Annotated in this window: 15 protein-coding genes; 14 read left to right on the top strand and 1 reads right to left on the bottom strand. The window is 57.1% G+C overall.

Annotation, left to right across the window (positions count from 1 at the left end; all coding sequences use genetic code 11):
• Position 1 precedes the first annotated feature (1 nt).
• The 12 genes from AAFJ72_RS15865 to AAFJ72_RS15810 all read left to right on the top strand — a co-directional run bounded on the left by AAFJ72_RS15865 (position 2) and on the right by AAFJ72_RS15810 (position 15,670).
• The gene (locus AAFJ72_RS15865; RefSeq protein ID WP_432774673.1) at positions 2–1,186 is read left to right on the top strand and encodes a DegT/DnrJ/EryC1/StrS family aminotransferase; all 1,185 of its coding nucleotides are present in this window, start codon (positions 2–4) and stop codon (positions 1,184–1,186) included.
• Positions 1,173–2,447: a diaminopimelate decarboxylase gene (locus AAFJ72_RS15860; protein ID WP_432774672.1), complete on the top strand. Its 1,275-nt coding sequence runs from the start codon at positions 1,173–1,175 to the stop codon at positions 2,445–2,447. The genes AAFJ72_RS15865 and AAFJ72_RS15860 overlap by 14 nt, the downstream gene beginning before the upstream one ends.
• Positions 2,448–3,431 carry an ATP-grasp domain-containing protein gene (locus tag AAFJ72_RS15855; protein ID WP_432774670.1) on the top strand — a complete coding sequence of 328 codons (984 nt, stop codon included), beginning with the start codon at positions 2,448–2,450 and terminating at the stop codon, positions 3,429–3,431. It begins immediately after the preceding gene.
• A gap of 235 nt (positions 3,432–3,666) precedes the next feature.
• Positions 3,667–4,557, top strand: a complete 891-nt coding sequence (locus AAFJ72_RS15850) for a putative RNA methyltransferase (protein ID WP_432774669.1) — start codon at positions 3,667–3,669, stop codon at positions 4,555–4,557.
• A gap of 456 nt (positions 4,558–5,013) precedes the next feature.
• Entirely contained in the window at positions 5,014–6,258 is a 1,245-nt protein-coding gene (gene dpaL, locus AAFJ72_RS15845; protein WP_432774668.1) for a diaminopropionate ammonia-lyase, read from the top strand.
• 19 nt (positions 6,259–6,277) lie between these two features.
• Positions 6,278–7,441 carry an ArgE/DapE family deacylase gene (locus AAFJ72_RS15840; RefSeq protein WP_432774666.1) on the top strand — a complete coding sequence of 388 codons (1,164 nt, stop codon included), beginning with the start codon at positions 6,278–6,280 and terminating at the stop codon, positions 7,439–7,441.
• Between the two features lie 61 nt (positions 7,442–7,502).
• Entirely contained in the window at positions 7,503–9,287 is a 1,785-nt protein-coding gene (locus tag AAFJ72_RS15835) for a sigma-54-dependent Fis family transcriptional regulator (protein ID WP_432774665.1), read from the top strand.
• A gap of 144 nt (positions 9,288–9,431) precedes the next feature.
• On the top strand, positions 9,432–9,995 hold the full coding sequence (gene lepB / locus AAFJ72_RS15830; protein WP_432774663.1) for a signal peptidase I: 564 nt from the start codon (positions 9,432–9,434) through the stop codon (positions 9,993–9,995).
• A gap of 63 nt (positions 9,996–10,058) precedes the next feature.
• Positions 10,059–11,555, top strand: a complete 1,497-nt coding sequence (locus tag AAFJ72_RS15825) for a helix-turn-helix domain-containing protein (protein ID WP_432774662.1) — start codon at positions 10,059–10,061, stop codon at positions 11,553–11,555.
• 165 nt (positions 11,556–11,720) lie between these two features.
• A complete protein-coding gene (gene hutU / locus AAFJ72_RS15820) occupies positions 11,721–13,391 on the top strand; it encodes a urocanate hydratase (RefSeq protein WP_432774661.1) in 1,671 nt (556 codons plus the stop codon).
• 6 nt (positions 13,392–13,397) lie between these two features.
• Positions 13,398–14,672, top strand: a complete 1,275-nt coding sequence (hutI, locus tag AAFJ72_RS15815; RefSeq protein WP_432774660.1) for an imidazolonepropionase — start codon at positions 13,398–13,400, stop codon at positions 14,670–14,672.
• Complete coding sequence (locus AAFJ72_RS15810) at positions 14,669–15,670, top strand: agmatinase family protein (protein WP_432774658.1); 1,002 nt, start codon at positions 14,669–14,671, stop codon at positions 15,668–15,670. The genes hutI and AAFJ72_RS15810 overlap by 4 nt, the downstream gene beginning before the upstream one ends.
• Before the next feature lie 32 nt (positions 15,671–15,702).
• Here the strand turns inward: AAFJ72_RS15810 and AAFJ72_RS15805 are convergent, their stop codons facing one another.
• Positions 15,703–16,041, bottom strand: a complete 339-nt coding sequence (locus tag AAFJ72_RS15805) for a hypothetical protein (protein ID WP_432774656.1) — start codon at positions 16,039–16,041, stop codon at positions 15,703–15,705.
• On the opposite strand from AAFJ72_RS15805, the gene AAFJ72_RS15800 reads away from it, so the two are divergent.
• Positions 16,040–20,401, top strand: coding sequence for an Ig-like domain-containing protein (locus tag AAFJ72_RS15800; protein WP_432774655.1), 4,362 nt, complete (start codon positions 16,040–16,042; stop codon positions 20,399–20,401). The two genes, AAFJ72_RS15805 and AAFJ72_RS15800, sit on opposite strands and share 2 nt — an antisense overlap.
• 141 nt (positions 20,402–20,542) lie before the next feature.
• Positions 20,543–21,055, top strand: a complete 513-nt coding sequence (locus AAFJ72_RS15795) for a phage tail protein (RefSeq protein ID WP_432774653.1) — start codon at positions 20,543–20,545, stop codon at positions 21,053–21,055.
• Positions 21,056–21,057 lie beyond the last annotated feature (2 nt).

Genomic DNA, 21,057 nt, shown 5'->3' with positions numbered 1-21,057 from the left:
GATGGGAGAAACATCGCGCATTTATTTGTCGCCGCCGCACATGGGGACAGAAGAGCAGGAACTGCTCGCGAGCGCTTTTGCGTCCAACTGGATTGCGCCGCTCGGAGAACACGTCGATGCGTTTGAGCAGGAACTGGCCCGCTATGTCGGGGTGAAGGGGGCGCTTGCCGTCTCCTCCGGTACGGCGGCGCTCCATCTCGGTCTGAGGCTTGCGGGAGTTGGGCCGGGCGATACCGTTTTTTGTTCCAGCCTGACGTTTGTGGCGAGTGCCAACCCGATTTTGTACCTGGGGGCGACTCCGGTTTTTATCGACTCGGAGGAAGCGACCTGGAACATGTCGCCTGTCGCGCTGGAGCGGGCCTTGCAGGATGCGGCACGGCAAAAGAAGCTGCCCAAAGCGGTCGTCATCGTCCACTTGTACGGACAAACTGCCGACATGGGCCCGCTGCTTGCGCTGTGCGAGCAGTACGGGGTGACGGTGGTAGAAGATGCTGCGGAATCGCTCGGGGCCGATTACAAAGGGCGAATGAGCGGCTCACTCGGGCAATTTGCTGCGTTTTCGTTCAATGGCAATAAAATTATTACGACCTCCGGCGGGGGGATGCTCGTCTCGGATGATCTGGAGGCACTGGAGCGGGCGCGGTTTTGGGCGACGCAGGCCCGCGAGCGGGTGCACCACTACGAGCATGAGCAGATGGGCTACAACTATCGCCTGAGCAATTTGCTGGCGGCAGTCGGCAGAGGGCAGCTGCGGGTGCTGGAGGAGCGCATCGCAGCACGGCAGCGCGTCTATCAGCGCTATGAAGCGGCGCTGCAGCAGCTTCCCGGCATCTCGTTCATGCCAATTTCGCCTACAGGGAGGGCGACGCGCTGGCTGACGGCGCTGACGATTGATCCAGAGCAGGCCGGGGTTACGGCAGGACAACTGATTGACGCGCTGGAGCAGGCAAACATCGAGGCGCGCCCCGTCTGGAAGCCGATGCATCGCCAGCCGCTTTTTGCCCGCTGCCGCTATTACCCGCATTTGCCGGAGCAGAGCGTCTCTGACGAGCTGTTCGCGAGGGGAGTCTGCCTTCCTTCCGGCTCCAGCCTAAGCGAGCAGCAGCAGGAGCGGGTCATTTCCACCATCAGACAGTGCCTGACAGGCAGAAGACGTGCAAAGGAGCTGGGCCATGTACAGTTATGAGCAGCTTGCCGCGTGGAGAGAGCGTTGCCAGTCGTCGTTCTTTTTGCTCGATCCAGACAGACTTCGCGACAATTACGAACGGTTCTTCCGCGCTTTTTCCAGCCGTTATGAAAAGGTGAGTGTCGGCTACTCGTACAAGACGAACTACTTGCCGTATGTGTGCCAATGCCTGCATCGACTGGGAGCACGGGCGGAGGTCGTCTCCAGGCTGGAATACGATCTTGCGCTGAAACTGGGCGTCGAGCCGACCGCGATCATTTTCAACGGGCCGCTGAAGACGGCCGAAGACATCCGCCTCGCTTTGGAGCTGGGCAGCCTGGTCAATCTCGACTCGTTTTCAGAAATTGCCCCTGTGCTCGCCTACGCCAGACAGCATCCCGAACAGACGGTCCGCGTCGGCCTGCGCGTCAATTTCGATTTGACGCGCGGCGGCGTCAGTCCGCTGCAAAACGGCTATGAGGTGAGCCGCTTCGGCTTTTGTGTGGAAAACGGCAGCTTTGCGCAGGCGCTGGAGTGTCTGGCTGCCGTGCCAAATGTGCGGGTTACGGGCTTGCACGGGCATTTTTCCACGAATCGCAGTGTGGGAGTGTACCGGCAAATTGCCCGCAAGCTGTGCCGTCTGGCGAAAGCGCATCTCGGCGAGCAGCTTGAATTCCTTGACATCGGGGGCGGGTTTTACGGCGAGTTGCCTGCCACGTTCGGGATGGTCGGCGTCCCGAGCTTTGACGATTACGCTTCTGCCATTACTTCCACACTCAAGGAAGCACTGGGAGAAAGAAGCCTGCCGCTGCTCATCCTGGAGCCGGGCATCTCGCTTGTCGCCGATGCGGTCGAGTTCATCTGCCAGGTCGTGGATGTCAAGGAAAACCGCGGCGAGCGTTTTGTGCTCGTAGACGGCAGTGTCCACAATATCAAGCCAACGATGCACGCACACCAGCTTCCGGCCAGCGTCGTGACCCGTAACCGCAAAGCGTGGGAAGGAACGTATCATGTTGTGGGATATACGTGCATGGAAAAAGACTACTTGCTGCAAGGCTTTCACGGAATCGTGCCGGAGCCGGGAGATTTTCTCGTGTTCGGGCATACGGGAGCGTATACGCTCGTGTTCAACCCGCCGTTTATTCGCGAGCGGCCGCCTGTACTGGCCAAGGCAGGCCGCGATGTCGTCGTCGCGAGGCGTAAAGAGACGCTGGCGGAGTTTTTACCAGAGTCGCTCTATGAATTTTCAATTCCAGGCTGGCAAGCAGGAGGATACGCGTAGATGAATGTGCTGCTGACGAGTGTAGGCCGCAGGGTCAAGCTGATCGAGTATTTCGTCCGGGAGTGGGGCGGTGCCGGAAAAATTATCGCGGCCGATTGCGAACCGACCGCCCCTGCGCTGTTCGCCGCCCATCACAGGCAGATCGTCCCGCGCATTGACGACCCGGCGTATGTGCGGGCGCTGGAGGAAATTTGCCTGCGCTATGACATCAAGGCGGTGCTCTCCCTGATCGACCCCGAGCTTGGGCTGCTTGCCGCCCATGCCGAGCGGTTTTCGCGGCTCGGTGTGCAGGCGGTCGTCTCAGGTCTGGACGTGGTCAATCTGTGTCTCGACAAAAAGGCGACCCACGATTTTTTGCGCGCCCACGAGCTTCCGTGCGTTCCTACCTACACGCTGGAAGAGGCGCAAGCTGCGCTCACCGCAGGAGAGCTTGCCTATCCGTTGTTGGCCAAGCCGCGCAAGGGCAGCGCCAGCCTGGGGCTTGTCCGTATGGAAAAAGAGACGGAGCTTGCCGCGCTCGCGCAAAAGGCAGAGGAACTGATTGTCCAGCCGTTTTTGCAGGGAGAGGAATACGGCGTGGACGGCTATGTCGATCTCGTTACAGGGGAACTGACGGCTTTGTTTACGCGCAAAAAAATCCGCATGCGGGCGGGCGAGACAGACCGCTCGCTGGCAATTCGGGACGAGCGGCTGACGTCGCTGGTGAGGTCGCTCGTCTCCGTCCTGCCGCTTCGTGGGCCGTTCGACATCGACTGCTTTTTGCTCGGGGACCAGTACGTGATCTCCGAAATCAATCCGCGGTTTGGCGGCGGCTATCCCCACGCCCATGAAAGCGGTGTGAATGTTGTCGCTGCGCTGTTTCGCAACCTGCGCAAAGAGCCTGGCAAGCCGAATGTGGGAGATTACGAAGCAGGAACGATCATGCTGAAATACGATCAGGTCATGCTCATCAACAGCAGTCGGCTGACGGGGGAGGGCATGTAAAAAAGAGCGGCGGTCTTGACTGGTCTGTTGTATAATGAACGCGAGGGGAAAAGCCCTCGTGAACATGTTGACAGGAGTGTCGCCCACTATGACTATGAGCCCTCAATTCATTCGCTATCGGTAAGAAAAGGTACAGTCTGGCCTGATCCCGCTCGTTTTTGCAAAAGGAGAGCCGGGGTTTATTTGACTGTGCCTTTTTTCATTCACCGATACGAATGAATGGGGTGCTTTTTTTATGTTTCCAACCAGAAAAGAGCGACAGGCTGAACTGTTGGCCCGGCATAGCGGGATGCTTAGATGCCCGGTTTGCCACGGGACGCTTGTGCTCATCCATACAGACAGTACAGCCAGCCTTGTATGCGCCAGCCGCCATTGCTTTGACGTGTCGAGACACGGCTATGTGCACCTGGCGAATGCGGGCTACCGCTCGAAGTACGAGCGAGAGATGTTTGACGCGAGAAGAACAATGGCCGCAAACGGCTTTTTCTCTCCGCTGCACGACGCTGTCAGCCAGAAGCTCGCGGAGTATGCGGCGATCGGCGACGAGCCGTTTTGCGTGCTGGATGCCGGGTGTGGCGAAGGCTCGCACCTGGCGCGCATTCGCGAAGAGGTAAGCAAGCGGCATCCAGTCGAGTTCGTCGGCGCGGGTGTCGATCTGTCCAAAGCGGGCATTGCGCTCGCAGCCAAAGCGCATCCCGGTTTGCTCTGGTGCGTCGGCGATTTGGCCAATGCTCCGATTGCCGACAGGAGCTTTGCGGTCATCCTGAATGTGCTGTCGCCATCCAACACGCGGGAGTTTGCGCGAATGCTCAAAAATGACGGGCTTGTCATCAAGGTTGTTCCCGGCGAGCGTTACTTGCAGGAACTGCGCGAGCACCTTTATATGCAGCCGGGCAACCGGACGTATTCCAATGCAGCGACAATCGAGCGCTTCGCGACCAGCTTTTCGCTGCTTGACTGCGAGCAGGTGGCGTATTCGTTCCGGCTGGATCAGCAGAACCTGGCGGCGCTGATTCGGATGACGCCGCTGACGTGGGGGGCCGAACCGCAGCAGTTGGCAAAGGCGTATGAGCTTGTGGACAGAGAGATTTCTGTCGAGTTTACGGTTCTTGTTGGGAGAAAGTGAACGAGGCAGGGAGGACGGGAGTTGTTGGCAGCGAGGCAGTATTGCTATGTCTGGCGAGTAACAGGCTTCCTCCCTTTTGCACCGTTTACGGATAGCTTGCAGTAGCGGCTTGCCTTTCAGACAAAACAAAATGACGGAGAGCGCTGCCTGCGCCGGTTCATTCCTTTGGGAGTGAAGGTGCGGGCGGCGTTTTTTATATAGATAAAACTCGTATCGAACGAAGGGAGGATGGCAGCCAAGTCTTTTCATTAAATAGTCTCAATTTGATGCAGAAAGTCTCAAAATGATTCTGTAATTATCTCTTTTTGATACTGAGATTTTGCACAAAAAGGACAAGACAGGCCGATCCAATCGCCAAACTGTCTATTTTCATACCCTTTGTCACATTGGCACACTCCTTGCAATTAAACGAGTCAACCATAACAACAAAAGCAAGCAATAAGGAGGAAACCGCCCATGTCAGCAGAAAAAACGATACAAGCAGTGGCAAACACACGAAAGAAGCGCGGCTTACAAGCCGAGCGCCAGGCAATCCCTGCCTTTTTGTCCGCAGAAGAAACCCGGCCTGCGCGCGACTTTCACGCCTCTTGTCCAGTATATGCCCCGACGCCGCTCGTCCCGCTGCCGGACCTCGCGCGCGAGCTGGGCATCGGCCACCTGTACGTGAAAGACGAGTCGTGGCGCTTTGGGCTAAATGCCTTCAAAGTATTGGGAGCTTCCTATGCGATCGCGCGCTGTTTGGCCACAAAGCTGGGCTGGACGCCAGAGGAGATGAGCTTCGCCGCTCTGTGCGCAGAAGAGACGAGAAGACAGATCGGAGAAGTGACCTTTGTCACCGCGACCGATGGCAATCACGGCAGGGCGGTTGCCTGGGCGGCGCGGGAACTGGGACAGCGCGCGGTCGTTTACATGCCAAAAGGCTCGACAGCAGAACGGGTCGAGGCGATTCGCTCCCTTGGCGCGCAGGTGCACGTCATCAACGGCAACTACGATGAGGCGGTGCGGCTCTCGGAAAAAACAGCCCGGGAGCGCGGCTGGCAGGTTGTGCAAGATACGGCCTGGGATGGCTACACGACGATTCCCGCGTGGATTATGCAAGGGTATGTGACGATGGCAGCCGAAGCGAGGGAGCAGCTGGCCAGGCAGTTGCCGGACAAAAAGCCGACGCACCTGTTCTTGCAGGCTGGAGTCGGCTCGATGGCGGCGGCTGTGCTCGGACATTTCGTCGCAGAGGCGGTCGCAGACGAGCTGGTCACCGTCATTGTCGAGCCGCACGCGGCAAACTGCATGGTGCTGTCAGCGGCAGCGGAGGACGGACAGCCGCAAGTGGCGTCGGGCGAGCTGCGCACGATGATGGCTGGCCTCGCGTGTGGCGAACCAAACCCGCTTGCCTGGGACATTTTGCGCGACCATGCCGACTTTTTTGTCAGTTGTCCCGACTTCATCGCGGCAAACGGGATGCGGATGCTGGCCGCTCCTGACGGCGGTGATCCGCAAATCGTGAGCGGAGAGAGCGGGGCTGTTGGCGTCGGGCTGTTGGCGGCACTGATGCGAAAAAGCGAACATCGGGCGCTGGCAAAGCAGCTCGGCTTGAACGAAGAGTCTGTCGTGCTGTGTTTCAGTACCGAGGGAGACACGGACCGCGCTTCGTATCAGCGGATTGTGTGGGAAGGCGCATGGGCGGATGCCGATGGGCAGTGAAAAAAAGGAGGCAGAAACGATGAAGGTGACGGTCAATCGAGAAGAGCTTGTGCAACTGGTGCAGGAGTTGATTCGCATCGATTCGGTCAATCCGTACCTGGACCCGGACGGTCCCGGCGAGGTGGCGGTTGCCCGCTTTATCGCCCAAAGGCTCGCAGCAAGCGGGCTTGAGGTAGAATTGATTCCGCTCAACGAGACGGCGTGCAATGTCGTGGCAATTTTGCGCGGGACGGGAGGCGGCAAGTCGCTGATGCTGAACGGGCACATGGATACGGTTAGTGCAAAGCGGATGTCGATCCCGCCTTTTGAGCCGACGATTGCCGACGGAAAAATATACGGCCGGGGCAGCCAGGATATGAAAGGAAGCCTGGGCGCGATGATCGTGGCAGTAGAAGCGGTTGCCGCGGCGAAAGTTCCGCTTGCGGGCGATGTCATCCTCACCTTTGTGGCTGACGAAGAGTTCAAGAGCATCGGCACCGAGGCGCTGGTGCAGTCGTATTCGGCGGATGCCGCGATTTGCTGCGAGCCGTCCGACCTGCAAATTGGCGTTGTGCACAGGGGCTTTGCCTGGGTCAAATGCGAGGTCCTGGGCAAGGCAGCGCACGGAAGCAGGCCCAATGAGGGAATTGATGCAATCGTGCACGCGGGCCGGGTACTCTGTGAGCTGGAAAAGCTGTCGCAGACGCTCGCTCAACAATCCGCGCATCCCATTCTCGGGACGGCCTCTGTCCACGCCTCGCTGATTCAGGGGGGAACCGAACTGTCCACGTACCCTGACTACTGTCGCATCGACTGGGAGCGGCGGACGCTGCCGGGAGAAACGGAGGCGGAGGTGGCGCGCGAGACGGAAACGCTGCTGGAAAGGCTTCGCACAGCAGACGAGCAGTTTCGGGCGAGCGCGGAGCTGACGTTTTGGCGAGAGCCGTTTGAAGTGTCACAGGACGAGCCGATTTTTCTCGCGTTACAAGCTGCTTGCAAGCAGCGGATGGGGACATCTCCTGGCATTTGCGGTTTCTCCGGGTGGACGGACGCGGCTCTGCTGCAAGCAGCCGGGATACCGACCGTCCTGTTTGGCCCGGTTGGGGCAGGTTTGCACGCGGCTGCAGAATACGTCGAGATAGACAGTCTGGTCGACATGAGCCATATTTTGGCCCAGACGATCTGCGATTTTTGCAAGGATTAAGCGCCCGACCCCTCCCGTCGACAGCTATAATGAAGACAGGAAGAGACGAGGAGGAAGTCCAATGTCTTTGCGCGAGATTCAGGACAGTGTACAAAAAATAGCATGGGCGGTCGCTGCCGTGTTGCGCGTGGAAGTGGAGATCGCCGACAAAGATTTTTTGCGGATTGCCGGGACAGGCAAGAGCGAATCGGGCGTGCTGCGGACGATGGCGGGCGAAGACCACGTGTACCGGGCGTCGCTCGTTTCCGGAGAGCCTGTCGTCATTACGCGTCCAGGCGAGGATGCGCGGTGCCGTCCCTGTATGCACTACGGAGTTTGTGCGGAGACGGGGGAGATATGCTGTCCGATTCAGCTCGACGGGCAAAATGTAGGCGTAATCGGGCTGCTCGCTTTTGACGGGGAGCAGCGGGAGCGGCTGTTTGCCGATGTCGACGCCATTCTCGCCTTTTTGCAAAAAATGGCCGAGTTGATTGCGACGAAGCTGAAAGAACACATCATGTACAAGGAGCAGCAGCTCGTTGCGGAAAAGCTGCGCGTCGTCATGGATGAAATGGACAAAGCCATGCTGTTGATCGATCAGGAAAATCGGATCCTGCAGGCAAATCAGCGCGCCCGCCACTATTTGCAACTGGACGAGGACGATAGCCAGGCGGCGAAGTGGATTGCTGCGATCAGGCAGGCAGACGCCACACAACACGCGCCGAAGCAGGTCGTGCTGACGGTGGGTGGCGTACCCAAGTCGTTTTTGTTCGCCATTCGGCCGATTCAACTGGATGATACGATCAAGGAATGGGTCATTACGCTGGACGATGTGCAGGAGGTCGTCGAGATGGCGAGACGGGTGACGACTGCTGAAACGGACGATGCATTTGCGGCGATTTCCGGCAGCAGCCCGGCGATTGTCCAGGCGAAAACGATTGCGCGAACAGTGGCGGCTAGCGATTCGACGATATTGCTGCAAGGCGAGAGCGGCACGGGTAAAGAGATGTTTGCGCGAGCGATTCACCAGGCCAGCCCGCGCCGCCACCACCCGCTTTTGTCCATCAACTGCGCTGCCATCCCGGAGCATTTGATGGAGAGCGAGCTGTTCGGCTACGAGGACGGGACGTTTACCGGAGCGCGAAAAGGCGGAAAGCCTGGCGTGTTCGAAGCAGCGGGCAAAGGAACGCTGTTTTTGGACGAGATCGGGGACTTGCCTTTGCATTTGCAGGGGAAGCTGTTGCGGGTTTTGCAGGAAAAAGAGCTGCAGCGGCTCGGAAGCAGCGGCAAAACGGTTCCGGTCGAAGCCCGAATTATCGCGGCGACGCATCTCGATTTGCAGGAGAGGGTTGCGGCCGGACTGTTTCGCCTCGATTTGTACTACCGTCTGCACGTCATCCCGATTCGCTTGCCCTCCTTGCGCGAGCGGCGGGAGGATATTTTGCCGCTGGCAAACGACTTTTTGGCGACGTATGCGAAAAAGCTGGGCAAAACAATCTGTGGTTTTTCCCAGGACACGCAGTCCTTGCTCTTTTGCCACGAGTGGCCGGGCAATGTCCGCGAATTGGCGAACGTGATCGAGTACGCTGTCAATATGGAGACGACGGCCTGGGTGCAGGTCGGAAGCTTGCCCGCTCAGATGATGCAGTTTCAGGCGGCCGTTGCCACGGAGAAAGCTTGGCCAAAAAACGGTGGTGAGGTCGGGCAAAAGCCAATCGTTACGCTCAAAGAGCTGGAGCGCTCCGCGATTGCCCGGGCGTTGCAGGAGGTGCACAAGCGAAACGGCCGCAAAGAGGAGGCGGCGACGCTGCTTGGCATTAGCCGGGCTACGCTGTTTCGAAAAGTGCGGGAGTACGGGCTGTCCTGATTCCTCCGGCGCTCTTTTCTGCCATCTGGCTTTTCGCACAGCCGGCCCATGACGGGACCGGCTTTTTGGATTGACCGAATTTTATGGTATGATGAAAGGTAGAGAAGGGGGAACGAAGAAGCAAGAGAGGAGTGGCATCGCACAGTGAAAGAGATCATGGGATGGATTCGTTCGATTGTTTACGCAGCCGTATTTGCTCTGCTCCTTGGAATCTTCGTGTTCCAGCCATACAAGGTTGAGGGCCATTCCATGGACCCTACCTTGCAGGATCAGCAGCGCATATACGTGTCCAAGCTGTCGCGGACGTTTTCGTACTTGCCGGACTACGGCGAGATCGTCGTGATCGACAGTCGGGTGGAGCGTGAACGGTCCTTCCTGGACGATGTGGTCAGCCATCCATTGGTGGCGCTGTTGACGGGCACAGCAGACGACCATTCGATGTACGTCAAACGCGTCATCGGCAGACCGGGCGACGTGCTGGAGTTTAAAAACAACCGGGTTTACCGCAACGGCGAACCGCTTGACGAACCGTATATCAAGGAAACGATGCAATACGCGGCTGACGGCAAATGGAAGGTGCCGGAAAACCACATTTTCGTCATGGGAGACAACCGTAACCACAGCACGGACTCCCGCGACATCGGCTTTATCCCGCTCGACCACATCATGGGCACGATGATCGAAAATCCGTTCAAATCAGAGGAATAGAGCAAAAAGCAAAGGTTGTCCGCGAGAGGGCAACCTTTGTTTGCAAAAAAAGGAGTGCTGCAGATGCCCAGTTTGCTGATTGCGGACCGAGACCCGACAGAGCGGGCAGGGATCAGCTGGCTCGTCTCAAGCTGCGCGATCCCGTATGACCAGGTGTACAGCGCAGGGACGATGGCCGAGCTGTTTCAGGTGATGGAAGCACATACGCCGCAGGTTGTCTGCATCGAGCTGGACATGATTGACAAGGCGCACTGGGAGCGGCTGAAGCTGCTCGTTGCCCAGTATCGGCCGACGGTGCTCGTCACCACCTCGGAAGCGACGTTCGAGCGGGCGATGCAAGGAATCGAGCTGTCTGCGCGCGATCTGTGGCTGAAGCCGCAAACGCCGGAGTACATCCGGCGCGTTTTGACCCGCTCTTGTCGGGAACGGGCGGGGGATGCGCGGCTGGATGCACAGACGGGGAGCATCCAGGGACTGCGCAAAGAGATTTCCCATCTCGATTTGTTTTTGCCGGGGCACTCGCCTCTGGGCGGCCATAAGGTCATGCTCGCCCAGCTGGAAGACGCGAAAAGACACCCGGAGCTGCTGCGTTTTTTCGCGGACTATCCGTTTCGCGACGAGCCTGTGCTGCTGCCGACAGGTGACGCTGTTGTCGCTGTATTTCCGGCGGAAAGCTCGCTTTCCTGGTCGCAGTGGCACTCATTTGCCAAGCGCCTGTTGATGGACTGGGAGGCGACGAGCGACGCTCCGCTTTTTCTCGTCATCTACAAGGCGGAAGATGCCAGGCAGAGCTTGCAGCAAAAATACGAGCAGGCAAGTGAGGCCCTGCAGTTGCGCTTTTTCAAAGGCTATCGGCAGGTGAGCATGGTGGACGGCAGGGTGAACTGGACGATGCTTGACCCGTTCCTGACGCCTGCCGAGCAGCGGACGTGGGTCGACATGCTGCACAGCGGCAATCGCGAGCAGATCAAACAGTGGCTGTATGGGCATTTTTTCTACAAGGACGAGCCGTACCCCGAGCCGGGGCTATTGCGCATCCGGCTGACGAGCATTTTGGCCCAGGTTAGACGCTACATGAAGTCGCACGGGCTGGACAGCGCCTTTTTGGAAAAGGAGTACCACCGCGTATTCGAGACGATCCTGTATGCGCCGATTTTGTACCGCATCGTGACGGAACTGCTGTTGTTCATCAACCAACTGCTCGATGCCGCCAACAGCCGAAACGATGAAATCAGGGCAGATGTGATCGAGCGGGCGCTGCGCTACATGGAAGGGCGCTATACCGACCCGGCGCTGCGCCTGGAGGACGTCGCCCGGCATGTCGATCGCAGTCCGGCGTATTTCAGCACACTGTTTGCGCAAAAGCAGGGCAGTTCCTTCCGGCAGGTGCTGACGGCGATGCGGGTGAAGGAGGCCCAGCGGCTGCTTCTGGAAACTGCCCTGTCCGTACAGGAGGTGGCGGAGCGCAGCGGGTTCGTCAATGCCAATTACTTTCGTAAAATTTTTAAGGAAAAGACGGGGACAACTCCACGTTTGTTACGAAATCAAAAGAAAAGATAGAAATCGAAAGAAAAGAGAGTTTTTTCGAAAATTCCCGCTGTTTTGTCTTCAGCAATCGAAAGAAGAGGCACCAAATCGAAAGCAAGGTGCCTTTTTTGTGTTTTCCGGCGCTTTTACAATAAAACCAGGAGATGCACATTCTACAAAAAAGCAGGTGGATATTGGATGGCAACGACACAATCCATTGAACAGATGATAAAGGCATATTCGGGCACGGAGCTGCATGCAAAAGGCTGGGTGCAGGAAGCGGCGCTGCGCATGCTGTTGAACAACCTGAACCCTGATGTGGCAGAGCGCACAGAAGACTTGGTCGTGTACGGGGGAATCGGGAAAGCGGCGCGCAACTGGGAATGTTTTGATGCGATTGTCAAAACATTGCAAACATTGGAGAACGACGAGACGCTGCTGATCCAGTCGGGCAAGCCGGTCGCGGTGTTCAAGTCGCATACCGATGCGCCGCGCGTGCTGCTCGCAAACTCCAACCTGGTGCCAGCGTGGGCCAACTGGGAGCACTTCCACGAGCTGGACAAAAAAGGCTTGATGATGTACGGGCAAATGACCGCCGGAAGCTGGATTTACATCGGCAGCCAGGGGATTGTGCAAGGGACGTATGAGACGTTTGCGGAGCTTGCCCGCCAGCACTTTGCAGGCACGCTCGCAGGCACGATTACGGTCACGGCCGGACTCGGCGGCATGGGTGGCGCACAGCCTTTGGCCGTATCGCTCAACGGCGGCGTGAGCATCAACATCGAGGTAGACCGCAGCCGCATCCAGCGCAGATTGGACACGCGCTACCTCGATGTGATGACAGAGAGCCTCGACGAAGCGATCCAGATGGCGGAGACGGCCAAGCGGGAGAAAAAAGGCATTTCGATCGGGCTGCTTGGCAATGCCCCGGAAGTGCTGAACGCGATGCTGGCCCGTAATTTCATCCCGGACGTGCTGACCGACCAGACTTCTTCGCACGATCCGCTCAACGGCTACATCCCGGAAGGCATGAGTCTCGAAGCGGCGGCAGAGCTGCGCACACGCGATCCACAGGAGTATGAGCGACGCTCCAAGGCGAGCATCGCCAATCACGTTCGCGCCATGCTGGCGATGCAGGAAAAAGGAGCCGTCACCTTTGACTACGGCAACAACATCAGACAGGTGGCGAAAGACGAAGGTGTCGAGGAGGCGTTCCGCTTCCCTGGCTTTGTGCCCGCCTATATCCGTCCGCAATTTTGCGAGGGGAAAGGGCCGTTCCGCTGGGTGGCGCTGTCCGGCGATCCCGAGGACATCTACAAGACTGACGAAGTGATCCTCCGCGAGTTTTCCTACAATACGCATCTGTGCAACTGGATTCGCATGGCGCAGGAGCGCATTCAGTTCCAGGGGCTGCCGTCCCGCATTTGCTGGCTGGGCTACGGCGAGCGCGCGCGGTTTGGCCAGATCATCAACGACATGGTGGCGCGCGGGGAGCTGAAAGCGCCCATCGTCATCGGGCGCGACCACCTCGACTCCGGCTCCGTCGCCTCGCCAAACCGGGAAACGGAAGCGATGAAGGACGGCAGTGACGCGGTAGCCGACTGGCCGATCCTGAATGCGATGATAAATGCGGTGGGCGGCGCGAGCTGGGTATCTGTCCATCACGGCGGCGGCGTTGGCATGGGCTACTCGTTGCATGCCGGAATGGTCATCGTGGCAGACGGGACACCGGAAGCTGCCCGCCGCCTGGAGCGCGTCCTGACAACCGATCCGGGGATGGGCATTGTGCGCCATGCAGATGCAGGCTACGAGCTGGCGATTCGCACGGCGAAGGAAAAAGGCGTCAAGATCCCGATGTTGAAGGAGTAAAAAGCGATGAACAAACCAGTATGGATTCGCCATGCCAGCCAGCTCGTCACGCTGGCTGGCGGGTCTTCTGCTCCGGTGACAGGAGTCCGGATGAACGAGCTGTCGATTATCGAGGACGGCAGTGTCTGGCTGGAAAACGGCGTGATCGAGCGTGTCGGCACCGACGACGAACTGGCGAGCCTCTACCGCGAGCGGGCGCACGAAGCGGTCATTATCGACGCTTGGGGCAAGCTGGTCACGCCAGGCTTGATCGACCCGCATACGCATCTCGTGCATGCGGGTTCCCGGCAAAATGAGTTCAACATGCGTCTGAACGGCGCGACGTACATGGAAATCATGAACAGCGGCGGCGGCATCCACGCGACGACAGCGGCGACGAGACAGGCGACACACGAGCAGCTGTATGCGGAGAGCAAGCGGCGGCTCGACCAGTTTTTGCTGCACGGGGTGACGACAGTCGAAGCCAAGAGCGGCTACGGCCTTACGCTGGAGGACGAACTCAAGCAGCTGGAAGTAGCAAAAAAGCTGGATGAAGAGCATCCGGTCGATCTCGTCAGCACGTTCATGGGCGCACATGCGGTTCCCCGCGAGTACAAGGACGCGCCGGATGCGTTTGTCGATTTGGTCATTGAGCAAATGATTCCCGAGGTTGCGCGCCGCAAGCTGGCTGTTTTCAACGATGTGTTTTGCGAGCGCGGCGTCTTTACGCCCGAGCAGTCGCGCCGCATTCTCGAAGCCGGGATGCGCCACGGCCTGCTGCCGAAAATCCACGCGGATGAAATCGAGCCGTATGAGGGAGCGGAGCTTGCGGCTTCACTCGGCGCTGTATCTGCCGATCATCTGCTGCGCGCCTCCGACCGCGGGATCGAGCTGATGGCCGAGGCAGGCGTGATTGCGGTGCTGTTGCCAGGCACGGCCTTTTTCCTGATGGCAGAGTCAGCGAACGGGCGCAAAATGATTGACCGCGGCGTGGCGGTCGCGCTCTCGACCGACTGCAACCCTGGCTCCTCGCCGACCGTCTCGTTGCCGCTGATAATGAATCTCGGCTGCCTGAAAATGGGAATGACTCCGGCCGAGGTGTTGACGGCCGCAACGATCAACGCGGCGCACGCCATTCGCCGCGCACACGAGATCGGCAGCATCGAGGTCGGGAAAAAAGCGGACATCACCATTTTTGACGTGCCGGACTTCATGACCTTGCAATATCGTTACGGCGTCAATCACGTAGACACGGTCATCAAAAAAGGGACAGTGGTCGTCGCGGGAGGGAGACTCGTATGACAGCAGGGTACCCGTACCCGATTCTCAAGCCGCCGAGCTTTTCCTGGGACCGCAGCGCAGCGCCTGCCGAGCCAAAAGTAAGCGAGTGGATCACGACGCTCGATCCGGCGACCGCGGACAGCACCAACTGGAGCGACTACGACGTGGCGCTGCTTGGTGTGCCGCTGTCGCGTTCGTCCATCTCGGCTTCGGCTGCGAGTGAAAACCCGGATGCGATGCGGCGGGCGTGGAAGTATTTTACGACCTACAACCTCGACCACGACGTGGACTTGCAGCCGCTTCGTGTCGTCGACCTGGGCGATGTCAGGCAGCATGTGACAGACATCGCCCAGTGCCACCGCAACATCCGGGAAGCGATGGTGCATATGCGCACGCACCATCCGCAACTTATGCCTGTGATGATGGGCGGCGATCATTCGATCACGGCGATGCTTGTCAAAGGCTACAAGGACGTCCATCCTGACGAGCGGGTAGGCATTTTGCAATTGGACACTCATTTTGACTTGCGCGATCTGGCAGATAACGGTCCCTCGAACGGCACGCCGATCCGCAATCTGATCGAGAGCGGGACAATTCTCGCGCAGGATGTGCACAACATCGGGTTGCACGGCTTTTTCAACGCCCGTTCGCTCAAGGCGTACGCTGACGAGACTGGCGTGCGCTATACGACGCTTCGTCAGGCGCGGCAAAAAGGGGTGGCTCGCACCGTACAGGAAGCGTTGGAGCAGCTCTCGCAACAGGTGGATATGATCTATTTGACCGTGGACATGGATGTGCTCGATTGCAGCTACGGCCCTGGGGTCCCGGCTTCCACGCCCGGAGGCATGCACAGTGACGAGCTGTTTGAAGCCGTCTACGCGGCAGGGTTGCATCCCAAGGTCAAGGCGATGGACATCGTATGTCTGGACCCGTACAAGGACCGCGCAGAGGCAACCGTCAAGACGGCTGTTCATGTCATGCTGTCGTTTTTGAGCGGATTTTGCCAGCGCGAACAATAAAAAAAGGAAAGGAAAATCGAAACCGCTGTTGCTTACGGCTCAGGCATGCCAGGCGAAACAGCGGTTTTTTCATGGCTGATTGACGCTGGAGCAGCGAAGGTTTCGACAAAAAGTGAAAAAAGAACTAACTTTAGTAAGGTTTTTTCTGGAGCAACTTTTGTTAAAATTTTCTTGCCATTTCTGTGACGTCTGCACAGAAACGAGAAAAAGCGCATCAACTGCGAAGGGAGGAATGAACAGGACGATATGAAACGACTGCTTGCACGGCTGTTCTCATTGCTGCTGGTTTTTTCGCTGGTGTTGCCACAGGTTCCGTCTGCCAGAGCTGCTGATGAATCGATCAAGATCCCAGTGTCTGAAGATTTTTTCATGGACACAGATACCTACCCGTATGGGGTTAGCGATGGCTTGGGGCACTCGAACACCATATTTGTCGGGTTTGATTCGGATTTCGGAGCTTCCAATGCCGCTCTCAAATTTCAGTTGCCGGCCGATCTGGTGGATTTCAACCGGACAATCCAGTCAGCTTATCTATCGCTTTATTTGACGCGGCTTGATGAACAGGGAGGTCTTCCTTTTCTGGAGCTTTACGCCGCGGGTGATTCTTGGTCAGAAACGGGTCAGAATTTCCCGGCAAGCGGAGAGCTTCTTGAGAGGATTGAGTACTCTGTACTGAAGTCTAGGGTAGGATATTGGGTGTTTTTTGACGTGAAGGATTATCTCTTGGCACAGTCGAGTGACAGAGTGGCCAGCTTTGTGCTAAAAGGGCACCAGTATATAGCCAGCGGACCTGCACAGGTACAGGTTGCTTTTTATGAAAAGGCATCTAACCAAGCAGATAAAATCCCGACTCTGGAGATCACCTATTCTCCTAACTCTCCGCCGACAAGTCTCTCGCTGGACAACAACACGGTTATGGAAAATCTTCCGACAAATACGATAGTCGGAACGCTTGACGGGGAAGATCCGGATGCTGAAGATCAGGACATGCTGACGTTTGAGCTGACCGAAAACGAAGATAACGCATTCCAGATTGTCGGCAATACGCTTCGAACTGCGAAATCGCTTGACTATGAGACGAAGAGCAGCTATTCCGTCAAGGTCAAGGCGAGCGACACGGCGGGAAACAGTATCACCCAAACATTTACCATCCAGGTATTGGATGTGCAGGAACCACCGACCTCTGCCGAGTTGAAGATCAACGAAGGAGCGCTTTTCACTGGTTCCACAAATGTCAATCTGAAAACGACGGTCGTTGATCCCGACATCGGCAAGCCACTGCAGGTGCGGTTTTCGAATGACGCCGCTCAATGGGGGGATTGGCAAGCCTACAACCCGGCAACTTCCTATCCCTGGGAGTTGACCGCAGGAGACGGAGAAAAGACGGTCCATATGCAGGCGCGGGATGAAGCCGATCATACCATCTCTGCCAGTGCCAATATCACGCTGGATACGACTCCGCCAGAAGCCACCCTGTCGATTAAGGGAACGGACGCTGCGAATACGGCGACTTCGTCTGCGGCTGTGCAGTTGCTGATCGAAGCGTCAGATGCGCAAAGTCCTGTTGAGGTGACGCTCTCCAATACGGAAGGCGTGTTTTCAGGCGGATGGCAGCCTGTCCAGTCCGAAATGCCGTGGAATTTGAGCGGCGGCGACGGAACCAAGACGGTCTACGCCAAATTCCGTGACGCGGCTGGGCATGAGATCACGCGCTCTGCCAGCATTTTGCTGGATACGGTTCCACCGGTAGTGACAGGCGTTGAGAACGGCAAGTATTACAACCAGGAAGTTACCGTTCATTTTTCGGAAGGGACCGCTTTACTAAACGGTCAGCCGTTTGCAAATGACGGGCAAATCAGCGACGACGGTACGTATACGCTGGTTGTCACGGACGTGGCAGGCAATACCACGACCGTTTCTTTCACGATAGACCGGACGAAGCCTGCGGGAACGTTCACGATCAACGATGGCGAGGAGCGGACGAATGACCCGCAAGTCGTCTTGCATCTGAATGTGACAGATTCGTCTCCGATGATGGCCGCCTTCGCCAATGACGCGGAAGATTGGCAGCCGTTCGAACCGTTTGCAGCTACGAAATCGTGGACACTCAGCTCCGGCGAGGGGCAAAAACGTGTGGCGGTCAAGCTGAAAGATGAGGCCGGAAACGAGGCCACATGGGAGGCGCACATTACACTGGATCAAACCGCGCCGACCGGAAGCTTCACGATCAATGACGGCCAGAGCGTGACGAACGATCGGCAGGTTGCGCTGAAGCTGAACTATGCGGATGCTGACGATCAACTGCAAATGCGCTTCTCCAATACGGGCGTAGATGGCTGGTCAGCCTGGGAGCCTGCGCAAACAGAGAAGTCGTGGGAGTTGTCCGCAGGAGATGGGTTGAAGACGGTGTTTGTAGAGCTGCGTGATCGCGCGGGCAACGTACGCCCCCTGCAACAGCAAATCACGCTCGATACGACACCGCCTGTTGTCACGGGCGTGTCTGATGCGGGTGTGTACAGCACCGACAGGCTAATCACCTTCTCCGACGGGACGGCGACATTGAACGGTACTCCTTTTCTTAGCGGAGAAACCGTTTCCGACCCAGGTTCCTATACGCTCATCGTAACAGACCAAGCCGGGAACACGACAACGATCTCCTTTTCCATCGACAAGACACCGTTGACAGGGACAATCGCGATTAATGAGGATGCGACATACACGACCTCGGAAAATGTGACACTGCATCTTGGGACAAACAAACCTTCGGCGGACACGACCATGTCCTTCTCAAACGATGGATTCACGTGGAGTCCTCCAGAGTCGTTCGCCCTGACAAAAGCATGGACGTTGTCGGGAGGCGATGGCGTCAAAACGGTTTATATGCGTCTCGCGGACCAAGCGGGTTATACAGCGGAGCCAAGCGATACGATTGTTCTGGATACAATCGCACCGACTGGAAGCATTGTCATCAATGGGGACACCCCCTTGACATCGACGCGGACAGTCGCCTTGAACGTTATTGCAACGGATAGCAATGGCCCCGTACAGGTTCGCTTCGCCAATGAGGACATGGTCTGGAGTGCGTGGAGCGACATCGTTCCATCAAAGACCTGGGAGCTTTCCGCAAATGATGGGATAAAAACCGTTCACATGCAAATGCGCGATCAGGCCGGAAACATTAGTAACGATTCGGACGACATCGAGCTGGACATGGACGCGCCGGTTGTCACTGGTGTGGATAACGGCAGAAGCTACAACCATGATGTGCTGATAACGTTTAATGAGGGCACGGCTACACTCGACGGTCTGCCATTTACAAGCGGCAGTACGGTAAGCGATGAGGGGGAACATGAGCTTATCGTCACTGATGCAGCAGGTAATGAAACGAGGATCGCCTTTACGATCGACAAAACCCCTCCGCTAGGCACTTTTACGATCAATAACGGTGCGGCGACCGCAAGCAGTGTCAATGTGACGCTGAACGTTACCGCTACCGATTTGCTCGGAGACGTAGAAATGCGCTTCGCCAATGAAAACGAGGCCTGGAGCGACTGGCAAGCAGCGGCTTCCACGGTTTCGTGGCGACTTCCTTCCGGCAACGGGATGAAAAAAGTGTTGATGCAACTGCGCGACGAGGCACACAACACGATTGAACTGGAAGCGCAAATCAGGCTGTCCGTGTACTCGCCACCTCCGCCGCCAACAGCGGTCAAGGTGACAGGCGTACAACTCGATGTGAGCGCACTGCAACTGCAAGTAGGCGATGCGCATACATTGACAGCTGTGATTTCCCCGGAAAATGCAAGCGACAAGCGTGTCAACTGGAGAAGCAGCAATCCCGACGTGGCTGAGGTAGACAGTCAGGGCAAAATCACAGCACGGGCACCAGGGACTGCGCGCATTACGGTCACGTCTGTCGATGGCGGCCATACCGACACGGTAGAGGTCACAGTCAAAGATACCACCTCCCTGCAAGCTTCGAAAAAATCGATTCGTCTGAAGCCAGAAGAGAGGATGGATATCCAGATTTACGTGGTAGATGGCGACGAGCGGACAGACATCACCACAGATGAAAAGGTAGAGTACCGCACGGAGCATGGTCTCGTCTCCGTGAAGGCGGGCCGGATTACGGCTGGCAGCGAGGAAGGCGAGGACATCATCATCGTTTCCTATGAGGGACACGAGTTGCAAATTCGCGTCACGGTCACAAACAGCACAGGCAATAAGATCCGATTCTTCACCCGTACCGAAGGCGTGCTTGAGGTAGATGAGGAAAGGCAGTTGGAACTGGTGGAGCTGTACGACGATACGCGAGAAGATGTGACCGATCAGATCGAGTGGACTTCCTCCAATCCGGATGTCGTGGAGATTGACGAGGATGGCAGGATGGTTGCCAAGGCAACGGGCAAAGCCACCATTTCCGGAAGCTTGGGCAATCGGAAATTCAGGGTTCGCCTGCTGGTCGTCGAGGAAAAAAATCCGCGATACATCGAGATCACGCCTGCATACTCCCGCTTGAAGGAAGGACAGGAAAAAGCGATCGATCTCATGGGAACGTTTGAAAAAGGCTACGAGGACCTGATTGGAGAGGAGGCCGAGTGGACGGTAGAAGACCCGGAAATCGCCGAAGTGATCGATGGAAAAATTATCGCCCGCAAGGCCGGAAAAACGACAATCACGGCAAGGTATAAGAACAAGACAACAAGTGTGCGGGTAGAGGTCAGGGAGTAGCACCGTGCTTCTTGGAAAGAAGGGAAGAAGGTGCCAGCTATACGGCTGGCATTTTCTTTCGTTCAAAGGACAAAAGCGACAAGCAGTAACAAGACTTGTCATTGCAGACAAATGCGCTAAGCAAACAAGGAGGCGACTACAATGGATGCATATATAGGAGAAATCAGGATGTTTGCCGGAACTTATGCGCCGGTTGGCTGGGAGTTTTGCGATGGGCGATTGCTTTCCATAGCGGGAAATGAAATCTTGTTCAGTTTGATTGGAACGACCTACGGTGGAGACGGAATGACTACGTTTGCCCTGCCCGATCTGCGCGGTCGGGTGCCTGTACACATGGGCATCAACCCTGCCACTCAGACCAACTATCCGTTGGGGTCGAAGGGAGGAACCGAGATGGTTACGCTCGTGTACGACCAATTGCCTGCACACACGCATGCAGTCAATGTATCGTCGGTCGAAGGGGATCAGATTGAGCCAGCCGGGCATGTATGGGCGACGCGGATTGAGCAATATTCAGAAAATTCTCCGACGATTCAGATGAGCCCCACCGCTCTGACGGTCGAGGGCTACAACCAGCCCCACGATAACATGATGCCCTATACTGTTATCAGCTTCATCATTTGTACCATGGGCTATTACCCAACACAATCATAGGA

Origin of the sequence: Brevibacillus gelatini (assembly GCF_050920745.1) — a bacterium.
GTDB classification, from domain to species: domain Bacteria; phylum Bacillota; class Bacilli; order Brevibacillales; family Brevibacillaceae; genus Brevibacillus; species Brevibacillus gelatini.
The sequence above is the reverse complement of the archived record's forward strand: the minus strand, read 5'-3'. Positions and strand labels throughout refer to the sequence as shown.

Coding starts and splice junctions, on each gene's coding strand:
- AAFJ72_RS15865 (WP_432774673.1), top strand. CDS start 2: ATGGGAGAAACATCGCGCATTTATTTGTCGCCGCCGCACATGGGGACA.
- AAFJ72_RS15860 (WP_432774672.1), top strand. CDS start 1,173: ATGTACAGTTATGAGCAGCTTGCCGCGTGGAGAGAGCGTTGCCAGTCG.
- AAFJ72_RS15855 (WP_432774670.1), top strand. CDS start 2,448: ATGAATGTGCTGCTGACGAGTGTAGGCCGCAGGGTCAAGCTGATCGAG.
- AAFJ72_RS15850 (WP_432774669.1), top strand. CDS start 3,667: ATGTTTCCAACCAGAAAAGAGCGACAGGCTGAACTGTTGGCCCGGCAT.
- dpaL (WP_432774668.1), top strand. CDS start 5,014: ATGTCAGCAGAAAAAACGATACAAGCAGTGGCAAACACACGAAAGAAG.
- AAFJ72_RS15840 (WP_432774666.1), top strand. CDS start 6,278: ATGAAGGTGACGGTCAATCGAGAAGAGCTTGTGCAACTGGTGCAGGAG.
- AAFJ72_RS15835 (WP_432774665.1), top strand. CDS start 7,503: ATGTCTTTGCGCGAGATTCAGGACAGTGTACAAAAAATAGCATGGGCG.
- AAFJ72_RS15825 (WP_432774662.1), top strand. CDS start 10,059: ATGCCCAGTTTGCTGATTGCGGACCGAGACCCGACAGAGCGGGCAGGG.
- hutU (WP_432774661.1), top strand. CDS start 11,721: ATGGCAACGACACAATCCATTGAACAGATGATAAAGGCATATTCGGGC.
- hutI (WP_432774660.1), top strand. CDS start 13,398: ATGAACAAACCAGTATGGATTCGCCATGCCAGCCAGCTCGTCACGCTG.
- AAFJ72_RS15810 (WP_432774658.1), top strand. CDS start 14,669: ATGACAGCAGGGTACCCGTACCCGATTCTCAAGCCGCCGAGCTTTTCC.
- AAFJ72_RS15800 (WP_432774655.1), top strand. CDS start 16,040: ATGGACACAGATACCTACCCGTATGGGGTTAGCGATGGCTTGGGGCAC.
- AAFJ72_RS15805 (WP_432774656.1), bottom strand. CDS start 16,041: ATGAAAAAATCTTCAGACACTGGGATCTTGATCGATTCATCAGCAGCT.
- AAFJ72_RS15795 (WP_432774653.1), top strand. CDS start 20,543: ATGGATGCATATATAGGAGAAATCAGGATGTTTGCCGGAACTTATGCG.